Below are 12,088 nucleotides of genomic sequence, written 5' to 3'. Positions count from 1 at the left end.
TCGACCCCGGCGACGGTAGAAGCCGGCACGCCCGACCACATCCCGAACCCCTGCGAATCACCCCAACGAGGCACCCTCAGAAGATCTGCACCCAACCAGGACTCCTCCACCTGTCTCCCGGCCGCAGACCGATACCGGATCCTGTACGGGTGAGGGCACTTCGTCCCCCGCGACCGCGGATGCCCGCACTCCTTGAAAAACCACCCCATCCCACGGACCGGCGCACCAGAAGGCATGGCTTGCGGACCCTCGACGACCGATGCTGACAGTTTGCTGACGAATAAAGGTCTAGGGCGACTCTGACCTGCGTAAACGGTGCCGCTCTCAGCTTTGGTGGGATCGCCGGCCCGGGAATGGTCCGGATCTTGGAGAATATGGCTCCTCGAACTGGGGGCCGCCTGCGGCACGCTACCGATCGTAGGCGGGAAGCGAGCCGGCCTGCTGCATCCGCTCGGGCTCTGATGTGCTGTGGCCGTCGGCCAATTCGGTCCGGTAACGCCGGAACACGAGTCGTACGGCGACAGTCCGAGCGGTATGACGGCGTGCGGGCGTGGCACATCCACCACGGAAAGTCATGGTCCTACCCGACACAGGTTTCAAGAACCGTCCAGGAGCGTGCAGTTGATCCAGAAGTGGCGTACGGCCAGGTCAGGACCTGGTGGTCCAGGGACGTCAGCCGGGTTGGTGGGACGTGTGTGAGAGCGCGCGGGCCGTGCGCAGATCGGCACACCGGCCCTCGACGCCGGCATTTCCTCCGTGGTCGTCGACCCCGCCTGACGGGGCTTGCCCTTACACCGCCGTACTCGGGCACTGTCGCTGATTCCGCGAGTCACCGCAGATCCCGCCGCATGGTATCGGCGATGAGTGTGCCGATCAGGACGGCGGTCGCCGCCGGACCGCGTAGGGGTGCCGAGGGGAGGATCGAGGTGTCAGCGATCCGCAGGCCGCGGACGCCATGCACTCTGCCGTAGCCGTCCACGGCCGCCCGCGGGTCGTCGGAGGGGCCCATGGGCACGGTGCCACAGGTGTGATGGGAGGTGCCGAGACGCCCGTCGATCCATCGGTCGAGCAGTCCGTCGTCGTTCCATAGGTCCTGCCCCGGATACGTGAGCCCGAGGGAGACCTCGTCGAAGGCGCTGGTGGCGACGAGCGCGGCGGCGGCGCGGACCGCTTCCCGCAGGCGCCGCCTGTCATGAGCGGTGCCGAGATAGCCGTATTCGATGCTCGGCGGAGTGGCCGGGTCCGCGGACCGGGTGCGCAGCCTGCCGGTGAGGCGTGGAGTCTGGACAGACACGAGGAATGCGAGGGGAGCACCGGGGACGGACACCCGACCGCCGACCAGCCCCGTCATGGGGACCAGCGATTGCAGGACCTCCAGGTCCCCCGGGTGGCCTCCGTCCGACGAGGACAGATTCAGAGCGCCCCCCAGCCAGGAGTCGGCGGGCGCGGGCAACGACCACCTGGGCACCCACTCCACGACCACCTGCGGATGGTCACTGAACCGGGTCCCGACGGAGGGAGCGTCGCGAACGACGGGGATGCCGAGGCGTTCCAGATCGCGGCGCGGTCCGATGCCCGACAGGTGCAGCAGGTGGGGCGAGGCGAACGCGCCGGCGCACACCACGACCTCGCCTGCCCGCACGGTCGTGCGGTGCCCGTCGTGTTCGACGAGCACCCCGGTCACCCGGCCGCGTTCGATGAGGACTCGACGGACCAGGTGGTCGCCCTTCACCGTGAGGTTGGGGCGGCCGAGCACGGCCAGAAGATGGCTGATGCCGGTGTTGAGTCGCAGACCGTCCACGGCGTTGGACGGTACGGGGCCGAAGCCTGGCGAGCCCTGGGCGTTCTTGTCCGGCTCCTCGGGGAACCCCAACTGACGGGCGGCGGCCCGCAACGCCGCGGCGGCGGGATGCCGGAGTTCCGAGCGCCGGATCCGCACCGGCCCACTGCCGCCGTGCAGGTCGCCGGCACCGTGGTCGAGGTCGGTCTCCATCGAGCGCAGGAACGGGAGCACCCGGTCGTACGACCACGCCGGGCCGCCGGCCGCCGACCAGCGGTCGAAGTCCTCGCGCCGGGCATGGACGAAGTACCCGCCGTTGACGGTGGTCGAGCCGCCGAGGAATTGCCCGCGGGCCACGGTGTACGGATGCCGCGAAGTGAGGCGCACCGCCCACGGCTGGAGGGCGACGTGTCCGGGCTGAGCCCCGGGGACGAGCCGGGCGTCCAGCAACGAGGGAGGGAACTCCGAGAGACGACGTGGCGCGGGACCGGCCTCCAGCACCACCACACTGCGGTCGGGGTCCTCGCTGAGCAGCGTCGCGAGGACGGCGCCGCTGCCCCCGGCGCCCACCACGATGACGTCGGGCAGGCCGATGTGCTCCATGGGCAACCGATTGAACGCATGACGGTGAACGGTTGTGGGTTCACGTCCCGGTGATCGGGACCGGGGCTCCGATTGCGGCGCGCGGTGCCGTTACCGTCCGGTGGACCGATGGAAGCGGCTCGCGGCGCAGGATCGCGGAGTCGCGGGACCAGGGAGACCGTATGAACGAGCCCCACTCCGTCTCGTCCGACGAGATCCGGGACGAGGAGGTGGTGACCGAGGACGCGCTGATCGAGGCCGACGATCTCATCGAGGAGGTTTCCATCGACGGCATGTGCGGCGTCTACTAGGCCGCGCCATGACCGCGATGGAGCTCGACCGCGCCTGGGCCCTGCACGCGCAGGTTGCGGTGCGACCGGAACCCTTCGGCGCACTGCTCTACCACTTCGGCACCCGCGGGCTCACGTTCCTCAAGGACCGCCGTCTGCTCACGGTCGTCCAGTCCCTCGCGCATGAACCCACCGCCCGGGCCGCCTGCCTGGCCGCCGGTGTCGGCGAGGCCGAACTGCCGCGATACGGACGGGCCCTGGCCGCACTCGCCCAGTCGTCGATGATCGTGGGAAAGGCATGATGACCACATCACCGGAGGCGGTCGGAACCGTGCCCGGCTCGGCCCGGCTGTCCGGCCTGTTCGAGTCCGGGCTCGACGCGCCGATCTGTCTCACCTGGGAACTCACCTATGCCTGCAACCTGTCCTGCACCCACTGCCTCTCCAGCTCCGGACGCCGCGATCCCCGCGAACTGGGCACCGAGGAGGCCAGGGCCGTCATCGACGAGATGGAGCGCCTGCAGGTCTTCTACGTCAACATCGGCGGCGGGGAGCCCACGGTCCGCCCCGACTTCTGGGAACTCCTGGACTACGCCACCGACCACCGCGTCGGGGTGAAGTTCTCCACCAACGGCGTACGGATCACCCCGGAGGCAGCCCGCGGGCTCGCCCGCAACGACTACGTCGACGTCCAGATCTCCCTCGACGGCGCCACCGAGGACGTCAACGACGCGGTGCGCGGAGCCGGTTCGTACACCACAGCGCTGCGGGCCATGGGCAACCTCGCGGACAGCGGCATGAAGAACTTCAAGCTCTCCGTGGTGTGCACCCGCCACAACATCCCGCAGCTCGACGACTTCAAGGCACTCGCCGACCGCTACGGCGCCCAGCTCCGTCTGACCCGGCTTCGCCCCTCCGGGCGCGGCGCCGACGTCTGGGACGAGCTGCACCCGACGGCCGGGCAGCAGCGCGAGCTGTACGACTGGTTGCTGGCACACGGTGACGACGTGCTGACCGGCGACTCCTTCTTCCACCTTTCCGCGTACGGTCAGGCGCTCCCCGGCCTCAACCTGTGCGGCGCGGGGCGCGTCGTCTGCCTGATCGACCCCGTCGGTGATGTGTACGCGTGTCCGTTCGCGATCCACGAGGAGTTCCTGGCCGGCAACGTCCGTCAGCCGGGCGGCTTCACCCAGGTGTGGCGAGACTCGGAGCTGTTCCGGAGCCTGCGGGCCCCGCAGCAGGGCGGCGCCTGTGTCTCCTGCGGGTTCTACGACAGATGCAAGGGCGGATGCATGGCCGCGAAGTTCTTCACCGGGCTTCCGCTGGACGGCCCCGACCCCGAATGCGTACGGGGCTACGGCGAGGAACGGCTCGCCCGGCGTCCTTCGGATGGAGCACACCTTCCCAAGCCGTCGGGCGACCACTCCCACCGCACCTCACCACCCGCGCGCCCGGCACCGGTCGACCTGGTACTCACGCGACGACGGGACCTGGACCGGCCTCCGGTGAGCGACTGCGCCGAGGATCCCCTGGCCGGGCTGCGGCTGCCGTAGGCGAACCGCGGAACGCGAAAAGAGCCGTTGAGAGCCTCGCAAAGAAGGGACGACGCACATGCGCAGGAACCCCTGGTTCGAGACGGTCGCCGAGGCACAGCGCCGGGCCGAGAAGCGGTTGCCGAGCAGTGTCTACGGTGCGCTCGTCGCGGGCTCGGAGCGCGGCCGCACGATCGACGACAACATCGCGGCCTTCGCCGAACTCGGTTTCGCCCCGCACATCGTGGGCCACCACGCCGAGCGCGACCTGTCGACGACCGTGCTCGGCGTGCCGACGGCGTTCCCCGTTCTCATCTCCCCCACAGGGGTCCAGGCGGTGCACCCGGACGGAGAGGTGGCCGTGGCGCGTGCGGCGGCGAGCCGGGGCGTCGTCATGGGGCTCAGCTCGTTCGCGAGCAGGCCGGTGGAGGAGGTCGCCGACGCCGGCCCGGACCTCTTCTTCCAGCTGTACTGGAGCGGTACGCGCGAGACGATGGTGCAGCGCATGGACCGGGCGCGGACGGCCGGTGCCAAGGCCCTCATCGTCACCCTCGACTGGTCCTTCTCCCACGGCCGTGACTGGGGCAGCCCGGCCGTCCCGGAGAAGATCGATCTGAAGGCCGTGCTGCGGTACGCCCCGGATGTGCTGCCCCGGCCGGCGTGGTTGTGGCGGTTCGCGAAGTCCGGGCGTGTCCCCGACCTCACCGTGCCCAATCTCCGACCGCCCGGCGGCGTGGCGCCGACCTTCTTCGGCGCCTACGGCGAGTGGATGCGGACCACGCCCCCGACCTGGGACGACATCAGGTGGCTGCGCGAGGAGTGGGGCGGGCCCTTCCTGCTGAAGGGCGTGACCCGGGTCGACGACGCCAGGCGCGCGGTCGACGCCGGCGTCTCGGCGCTCTCGGTCTCCAACCATGGAGGAAACAACCTGGATACCACCCCGGCCACCATCCGCGTCCTGCCGTCCGTCGTGGAGGCCGTCGGCGACCAGGTCGAGGTCCTCCTGGACGGCGGCGTCCGACGCGGCGGAGACGTGGCGAAGGCACTCGCCCTGGGCGCGCGGGCCGTCCTGATCGGCCGCGCCTCTCTCTGGGGCCTGGCGGCGAACGGCCAGGCGGGCGTGGAGAACGTGCTGGACATCCTGCGGGGCGGGCTCGACTCGGCCGTCCTCGGCCTCGGTCACTCCTCGGTCAACGAACTGTCGCCGGACGACCTGGTGATCCCCCCGGGGTTCGCTCTGACCCTCGGCGCGGGTGCGGACGCCCGTGGCCGGGGCGTGCCGACGTCGGCGCCGGCCGGTTCCCGGGCGCCGGTCGCGTGACCAGGGCGTGGGGCGGTGACCTCGCGAGCACCGTCTGGCCGTCGGTCGGGTCCGGGGCGCTGGTCCTGGTTCCGGTCGGCTCAACCGAACAGCACGGCCCGCACCTTCCGCTCGACACGGACACCGTCATAGCGCACACCGTCGCACGGAGAGCCGCCGAGGCCCTGCCCGGTGGGCCGGCCGGTCCACCGCTCGTGGCACCGGCGCTGGCCTACGGCGCGAGCGGCGAACACGCGGGTTTTCCCGGAACCGTGTCGATCGGGCACGAGGCGCTGCGCGGGGTGCTCGTGGAGATCGTGCGGTCGCTGGCGCTCTGGGCCGGCCGGATCGTCTTCGTCAACGGTCACGGCGGCAACGTCACCACGCTCGACAGCGCTCTCGTAGAACTGCGTACCGAAGGCCACGACGTCGCCTGGACCGGCTGCGATGTTCCGGGAGGCGACGCGCACGCCGGCCGTACGGAGACCTCGGTGATGCTGCACCTGGCTCCCGAGCACGTGCGGCTCGATGCCGCCGTGGCGGGGGACACGCGTCCGCCGGCCGTCCTCCTGCCGGACCTGAGGGCGCGCGGGGTGCGTGCCGTCTCGCCGTCCGGCGTACTCGGCGATCCGTCCGGGGCCTCGGCGGAGGAGGGGCTCGGGATCCTGGACTCGATGGTGTCCGCGACCGCCGGCCGGATCGCCGGCGGCGTCGTCGACGGCCGGGGCCGTCTCGTGAGACCGTCGCAGGGCTTGCGCACGAAGACGGCGCACGTGTGACGCTTCCCGTCGGTTTCGTGGTCGCGCTCGACCGCCACACCCGCGTCGTCGACGGCGGCCGCGCCCTGCTCGGCGGCTTCCCCACCCGGCTGCTGCGGCTGGCTCCGCGGGCCCGCCGTCTTCTCACCGGCCGGACGATCGTGGTGCGGGACGCGGCGAGCGGGCTCCTGGCGGACCGGCTGCTCGAACTCGGGATGGCCAACCCCGTCGTCGACGCGCTTCCGCCGAACCTGGACCCGCGGTACACCGTGGTGGTGCCGGTCCGGGACCGCGCCCGGCAACTCGGCCGGCTGCTCGGCAGCGTCGGGCCGGGCCACCCCGTGATCGTGGTCGACGACGGGTCGCGGGACCCGGAGGCCGTCGCGGCCGTCGCCGCCCGGCACGGGGCACGGTTGCTCGTCCTGTCCGCGAACGTCGGTCCCGCCGGTGCGCGCAACGCCGGTCTCCGGCTGGTCACCACCCCCTTCGTGGTGTTCGCCGACTCCGATGTCGTGCTCGCCCCCGACACCGTCCCCACGCTTCTGCGGCACTTCGCCGACCCGCGCCTCGCCATGGCCGTACCCCGCATCACAGGCCTGCCGACCGCAGCCGCCCCGACCTGGATCGGACGCTACGAGAACGCCCGATCCTCCCTCGACCTCGGCGCCCACCCGGCCGCCGTACGGCCGGGGAGCCCGGTCTCCTGGGCGTCGACGGCCTGCGCGGTGGCACGGGTGGACGCCCTGACGGGCGGCTTCGACGAGCGCATGCGCGTCGGGGAGGACGTCGATCTGTGCTGGCGTCTCGTCGAGAAGGGCCGGCGGGTCCGCTACGAGCCGACGGTCCAAGCCGCCCACGAACACCGCGTGCGACTCGGCGACTGGTTCCGGCGCAAGGCGGTCTACGGCACCGGAGCCCACCCGCTCGCCGAGCGCCACCCCGAGTTCATCGCGCCCGTCGTACTCGCCCCGTGGAGCACGGCGCTCGTCACCGCCCTGCTCGTACAACGCCGTTGGTCGGCGCCGGCCGCCGGAGCCGTCGCCGTGTTCACCGCCCTGCGCATCGCCCGCAGACTCGACGGCATCCGGCATCCGCACCGGCTGGCCCTGCGGCTCACCGCCAACGGAACCGTCGCCGCCCTCACCCAGGCCGCAGCTCTGCTGACCCGCCACTGGTGGCCGCTCACGGTGCTCGGCTGTACGGTTTCCCGCCGGGTCCGCCGGGCCGCGGCGGTCGCCGCCCTGGCGGACATCGCTCTCGAACACCGGCACGGCCGAGGATGTCTCGACCCCGTCCGCTACGGCGTCGCACGGCGCCTCGACGACCTCGCCTACGGCGCGGGTGTGTGGTTCTCCGCGTTCCAGGGCCGGTCCATCGCGGCCCTCAGGCCCCGCATCAAGCGGTGAGGGGACGGCTCGGCGGCCGTCCCCTCACCCTGCGGTACCTCAGGCCGCCTGACCGGCGACGGCTTCGTCGAGGCGCTTGCTCCTCGGGATCAGGAACACGAGCAGCGTGCCGACGGCGCAGCATCCGACAACCAGCCACAGCCCGTTGGTGAAGCCGGCGTCCAGGTAGAACTGGGTGCCGTGCAGGACCTTCCCGTTCTGGGCCATGACGACGAAGGCCAGCTGGGAGACGACGATCTGCGCGACGCCCATTCCGAGGGTCTGCGCGCCGTTGGCCAGGGCCTGCTCTTCGGGGGTCACCACCTCGATGATCATGATGGGGACGACGGCCATGACGACGCCCGTCCCCGTCCCGGCGATCAGCCCCATCGTGATGATCTCCCCGGCGCTGTGGTGCAGTTGTGTCCCGATGCCGTATCCGAGGACCGTGAGCGCGGAGCCGGTACCCAGCAGGATCCGGGTGTCCATCCGGCGGGCGAGGGCGCCGGTGCCGACCGCGGCCACGATGATCATGGCACTGATCGGACTGGTGACGATGGCGTTGTGTGTGCCGGACCAGCCCAGACCCTCGGAGACCGTGGGAATCTTCGGCATCAGGACGAGCATCTGTATCACCACGCCGACCGCGCTGAGTGAGCCGGCCGCGATGGACGTGGCCAGCAGAACACTCCACACCGAGCGGCGTCGCGTCATGGACAGTGGGAACAGCGGTTCGGCGACCCGGCGCTCGACGAGCACGAAGACGATCAGCACGATCAGTGCTCCGACGACGAAGGAGACGAATTTTCCGCTGCTCCAGCCCCAGTGCGTCCCCTGGCCGACGGCGTGGACGAGCGCGGTGACTCCCCCTCCCAGGAGCGCTCCGCCGAGCCAGTCCATCCGGCCGCCCCGCTCGCGGACGGGACTCTCGGGGACGAGGACAGCGACCAGCACGAGACTGACGGCAGTGCTGACGACCATGAACCACAGCACGCCCCGGAAGCTGTAGTCGTCCAGAAGCCAGCCGGCGATGAACGGCCCGCCGAAGGCGACGAGCCCGACACCACCCGCCATGATGCCGGTGGCGAGTCCGACCCAGCGGCGCGGGAACAGGTCACGGGTGATGGCATACGCCAGTGGGGCGGCCGCCGCGTAGATGCCGGCGATACCGCGCCCGATCAGCAGGGTGCGGTAGTCGGTGGCGAGGGCGGCGATCAGGTCGCCGACCAGGCCGAGCCCGGTGGCGACGAGCAGGGCGCGCCTCTTGCCGTACAGGGCCGCTCCCTTGACCACGAAGGGCAGGAAGAAGGTCCCCGCCAACAGGGTGATCAGGGTGAACCAGGCGATCTCGGTGGTGTGGAAGTGGATCGCGACCTCGGCCTGGGAGATGCCGGACAACGCGGCGACCAGTGCGACCAGTTGGACCGCCCACAACAGCGCGAGGACGATGAGAGCGTTGCGCGCGGTGGAGCGGGTCGTCTCGGTGCCCTGCGGGGAAACGGTGTGTGCCTGGGACATGGGGGCCTTCCGTGGGTGATCGGAGGGTGCGGGGAAGAGCGATGGTGCTCCGGTGTCGGCGGGCTTCGGGCTCAGCCCTGCCGGGGACAGGACGGACCGTGCGCCTCGCATGCCGGGGCCCGTCGGCAACACGACGTCCCGTAACGTAGACCTACCGGTCGGTACAATCAATAAATCGTTCAGTAACGGTTTTTCGAGTGCCCTGCGTCCCGCTTCCGGACAAGGGCTGTCCCGGTCAGCGGAAAGCGCGCAGCGGCGGCGCGGACCACGAAATGACAATGAGCCGATCCCGCCGCCGACGCGCGGCACACGTGATGCACGTGATTCACCGGTCAGCAGGAGGTGTGCGGCGTGGCGCACGAAGTTGTCGGTCGTATCGGAGAGATCGGGCCCGAACTGGCCGCACTCGCCGAAGAGAACGAGAAACTCGGCAAGCTGAGCGACAAGACCGTCGCACTGCTCCGTTCGGCAGGGGTCATCAGGCTTCTGCAGCCCAAGGAATTCGGTGGTTACGCCGCCCATCCACGGGATTTCGCGGAAGCGGTCATGGCGGTCGCGAGCTACGACGGGGCCGCGGGCTGGGTGAGCGGAGTCGTCGGCGTGCACCCTTGGGAGCTGGCCCAGATGAACTCCCGGCTCGCGCACGAGGTGTGGGGTGAGGACCCGGACACCTGGATCGCCTCGCCCTACATGCCGAACGGCGTCGCCGATCCGGTGGACGGCGGGTACGTCCTCAACGGACGCTGGCCGTTCTCCTCGGGAAGCGACCACTGCTCCTGGGACTTCCTCGGCGCGCTCGTCGGAGACGGCAAGGGAAAGCCGGCGGGGCCGATCAGCGTGCTGCACGTCGTGCTGCCGCGCGAGGACTACGAGATCATCGACGGCACCTGGGACGTGATCGGGCTGTCGGGCACCGGCAGCAAGGATGTCGTCGTGAAAGGGGCGTTCATCCCCGAGTACCGCACGATCCGCCAGGAACTGGTCACCGAGGGCGCCGCGGCCGAGGCGGTCGGGCTCACCGGGACCCTCTACCGGCTGCCTTTCGCCGCGATGTTCCCGCTGGGAATCACCGCGGCGGTCGTCGGCATCTGCGAAGGGGCACTGGCCCTGCACCTGAGCCAGCAGCTCGACCGGGTCGCCGTGACGGGCGTGCAGGTGCGTGACGATCCGTATGTGCTCTACGCCGCGGGGGAGGCGGCGGCGGAGATCGCAGCCTCGCGGGTCCAGCTGATCGACGGCATCAGCCGGCTGTACGACCAGATCGAGGCAGGCAGGCCCGTCACCATCGAGGACCGGTCCAACGTCCGGCGCAACCAGGTGCGCTGTGCGTGGCGTGCCGTCTCCGCCCTGGACCAGATCTTCGTGCGGTCCGGCGGGAACGCGATCCGGCGCGGCAACCCCCTGCAGCGGTTCTGGCGGGACGCGCACGTGGGACTCCAGCACATGATCCACGTGCCCGGTTCGGCGTACCACGCCGACTCCCTGGCCCAGATGGGTCTCGAGCTGCCCGAGTCCATGCGCGTCATGATCTGAGGGCGCACATGGACACGATCAACGGACGGTACTTCCGCAACGTCCTGGGCCACTTCCCGACGAGTGTGGTCGCGATCACCACCACGGACGCCGACCGCCGGCCCAGGGGACTGGTCGTCGGAACCTTCATGTCCGTCTCTCTGGCCCCGCCCCTGGTCTCCTTCCTCGTGGACGGATCCTCCACGACCCTGCCGACGATCCGGACCGCCGGTCGGTTCTGTGCAAACGCCCTCGCGGGGAACCAGGAACGGCTGTCCCGGCAGATGGCGTCCGGGAGCGCGGCCGACAGATTCGAGGGGGCCACCTGGAAAGCGTCTCCGCTGGGAAATCCCGTCCTGGACGGGATCATCGCGTGGGTCGACTGCGCCGTGGAGAAAGTCGTCGAGGTCGGTGACCACTATCTCGTCGTTGGACGCGTCCGGCATCTTCGCGTCGAATCGAAGAGGACCCCGCTGCTGTTCTTCAGCGGTGGATACGGCGACTACCTGTCCACCACAACCCTGGTGATGGACAGACTCGTCGGCTGGTGAATGAGCCGAGACGATCAAAGGAGATCGTTCATGCGGAAAGACCTGTACTTCAGATTGCAACGCTGGTCGGCCTGGTGCGGATTCATCCTGCTGGTGGGGTTCATAGCCGCTTTCACCGCGGGCCACATCATCACACCGATGAGTCCGACGGAGAGCCCCGAGGGAATCGTCACGTTCCTGAACGACCACCGCACGGGGATCCTGACCTGTGTGGTCATCATGGTGCTGACCGTTCCGTTCGAATACCCGTACGTCGTCGTGACGAGCCTCCAGATGCGCCGTGTCGAAGGCGGCTGGGGTCTGCTGTCCATGATCCAACTCACCACCGGAGTCGTCGCCCCGCTCGGCTTCTTCTTCCCGCTCGCGATCCTCGCGGCCGCGGCCTACCGGCCCGAGATCCACTCCGCCGACGTCCTGACCGCGATGTCCGACACCTTCTGGCTGATGTTCGTGGGCAACGCCTGCATCTTCGTCCTTCAGGTCTGGTCCATCGGGTACGCGTCGTTCGTCGACCGCCGTGCCCAGCCGATCTTCCCCCGCTGGTACGGCTGGCTGAGCATGGTGCTGGGTGTGCTGCTCATCCCCGGGGCTTTCGTCTTCCTCAACCAGAGCGGTCCGCTGGCCTGGAACGGCCTGCTTGCCAACATGATCCCCACAGCCACGTACTTCGTCTGGAAGATCGCCACGCCGATCGTGCTGCTGCGGGCGGTCAAGCAGGAGGAGACGGAGCTCCCCGATGACGCGTCGGAGGTGCAACTCGCCGACGCCTAGCGGCACCCGACGACACTGACGACTGGCCGGGGGGGGGGGGGGCGCCCCGCGCCCCCCCCCCCGCCCCCGGGGCGAGAGGGCGGGGCAACCCCCGCGGGGGCGCCCCCCCC

General features: G+C 70.2%; 11 protein-coding genes. 9 read left to right on the top strand and 2 right to left on the bottom strand.

All coding sequences use genetic code 11. The features are described 5' to 3' along the window. Nucleotides 1-829 precede the first annotated feature (829 nt). Nucleotides 830-2,383, bottom strand: a complete 1,554-nt coding sequence (gene mftG / locus ACFYQA_RS24205; RefSeq protein WP_388921468.1) for a mycofactocin system GMC family oxidoreductase MftG — start codon at nucleotides 2,381-2,383, stop codon at nucleotides 830-832. 161 nt (nucleotides 2,384-2,544) lie between these two features. Here mftG and mftA point away from each other — a divergent pair, with 161 nt between their 5' ends. The 6 genes from mftA to mftF are packed head-to-tail and all read left to right on the top strand — an operon-like array spanning nucleotide 2,545 to nucleotide 7,647. Beyond that, complete coding sequence (gene mftA, locus ACFYQA_RS24200) at nucleotides 2,545-2,673, top strand: mycofactocin precursor MftA (RefSeq protein WP_388921465.1); 129 nt, start codon at nucleotides 2,545-2,547, stop codon at nucleotides 2,671-2,673. Nucleotides 2,674-2,681: 8 nt separating this feature from the next. Further along, a complete protein-coding gene (gene mftB / locus ACFYQA_RS24195; protein ID WP_388921461.1) occupies nucleotides 2,682-2,954 on the top strand; it encodes a mycofactocin biosynthesis chaperone MftB in 273 nt (90 codons plus the stop codon). Then, nucleotides 2,954-4,204, top strand: a complete 1,251-nt coding sequence (gene mftC / locus ACFYQA_RS24190; protein WP_388921458.1) for a mycofactocin radical SAM maturase — start codon at nucleotides 2,954-2,956, stop codon at nucleotides 4,202-4,204. The genes mftB and mftC overlap by 1 nt, the downstream gene beginning before the upstream one ends. 58 nt (nucleotides 4,205-4,262) lie before the next feature. Then, complete coding sequence (mftD, locus tag ACFYQA_RS24185) at nucleotides 4,263-5,504, top strand: pre-mycofactocin synthase MftD (RefSeq protein WP_388921455.1); 1,242 nt, start codon at nucleotides 4,263-4,265, stop codon at nucleotides 5,502-5,504. Continuing rightward, nucleotides 5,501-6,262: a mycofactocin biosynthesis peptidyl-dipeptidase MftE gene (mftE, locus tag ACFYQA_RS24180; protein WP_388921452.1), complete on the top strand. Its 762-nt coding sequence runs from the start codon at nucleotides 5,501-5,503 to the stop codon at nucleotides 6,260-6,262. The genes mftD and mftE overlap by 4 nt, the downstream gene beginning before the upstream one ends. After that, nucleotides 6,259-7,647, top strand: a complete 1,389-nt coding sequence (gene mftF, locus ACFYQA_RS24175; protein WP_388921449.1) for a mycofactocin biosynthesis glycosyltransferase MftF — start codon at nucleotides 6,259-6,261, stop codon at nucleotides 7,645-7,647. The genes mftE and mftF overlap by 4 nt, the downstream gene beginning before the upstream one ends. 39 nt (nucleotides 7,648-7,686) lie before the next feature. Here the strand turns inward: mftF and ACFYQA_RS24170 are convergent, their stop codons facing one another. Further along, nucleotides 7,687-9,144: an MFS transporter gene (locus ACFYQA_RS24170; protein WP_388921446.1), complete on the bottom strand. Its 1,458-nt coding sequence runs from the start codon at nucleotides 9,142-9,144 to the stop codon at nucleotides 7,687-7,689. A gap of 351 nt (nucleotides 9,145-9,495) precedes the next feature. Here ACFYQA_RS24170 and ACFYQA_RS24165 point away from each other — a divergent pair, with 351 nt between their 5' ends. Genes ACFYQA_RS24165 through ACFYQA_RS24155 form a run of 3 tightly spaced genes read left to right on the top strand, consistent with a single transcriptional unit; the run spans nucleotide 9,496 to nucleotide 11,978 of the window. Beyond that, nucleotides 9,496-10,677, top strand: a complete 1,182-nt coding sequence (locus tag ACFYQA_RS24165; RefSeq protein WP_388921444.1) for a hydroxylase — start codon at nucleotides 9,496-9,498, stop codon at nucleotides 10,675-10,677. Between the two features lie 8 nt (nucleotides 10,678-10,685). After that, complete coding sequence (locus ACFYQA_RS24160; RefSeq protein ID WP_388921441.1) at nucleotides 10,686-11,207, top strand: flavin reductase family protein; 522 nt, start codon at nucleotides 10,686-10,688, stop codon at nucleotides 11,205-11,207. A 30-nt stretch (nucleotides 11,208-11,237) separates the two neighbouring features. Then, nucleotides 11,238-11,978, top strand: coding sequence for a hypothetical protein (locus ACFYQA_RS24155; protein WP_388921438.1), 741 nt, complete (start codon nucleotides 11,238-11,240; stop codon nucleotides 11,976-11,978). The last annotated feature ends 110 nt before the right edge of the window (nucleotides 11,979-12,088 follow it).

Origin of the sequence: Streptomyces sp. NPDC005774 (assembly GCF_042871645.1) — a bacterium.
GTDB classification, from domain to species: domain Bacteria; phylum Actinomycetota; class Actinomycetes; order Streptomycetales; family Streptomycetaceae; genus Streptomyces; species Streptomyces pratens.
This window is presented reverse-complemented; position numbering and strand designations above follow the sequence as displayed.

What these genes read in the sequence shown, in the direction of transcription:
- mftB (WP_388921461.1), top strand. Translation starts at nt 2,682, where the DNA reads ATGACCGCGATGGAGCTCGACCGCGCCTGGGCCCTGCACGCGCAGGTT.
- ACFYQA_RS24170 (WP_388921446.1), bottom strand. Translation starts at nt 9,144, where the DNA reads ATGTCCCAGGCACACACCGTTTCCCCGCAGGGCACCGAGACGACCCGC.
- ACFYQA_RS24160 (WP_388921441.1), top strand. Translation starts at nt 10,686, where the DNA reads ATGGACACGATCAACGGACGGTACTTCCGCAACGTCCTGGGCCACTTC.
- mftC (WP_388921458.1), top strand. Translation starts at nt 2,954, where the DNA reads ATGACCACATCACCGGAGGCGGTCGGAACCGTGCCCGGCTCGGCCCGG.
- mftG (WP_388921468.1), bottom strand. Translation starts at nt 2,383, where the DNA reads ATGGAGCACATCGGCCTGCCCGACGTCATCGTGGTGGGCGCCGGGGGC.
- mftD (WP_388921455.1), top strand. Translation starts at nt 4,263, where the DNA reads ATGCGCAGGAACCCCTGGTTCGAGACGGTCGCCGAGGCACAGCGCCGG.
- mftA (WP_388921465.1), top strand. Translation starts at nt 2,545, where the DNA reads ATGAACGAGCCCCACTCCGTCTCGTCCGACGAGATCCGGGACGAGGAG.
- ACFYQA_RS24155 (WP_388921438.1), top strand. Translation starts at nt 11,238, where the DNA reads ATGCGGAAAGACCTGTACTTCAGATTGCAACGCTGGTCGGCCTGGTGC.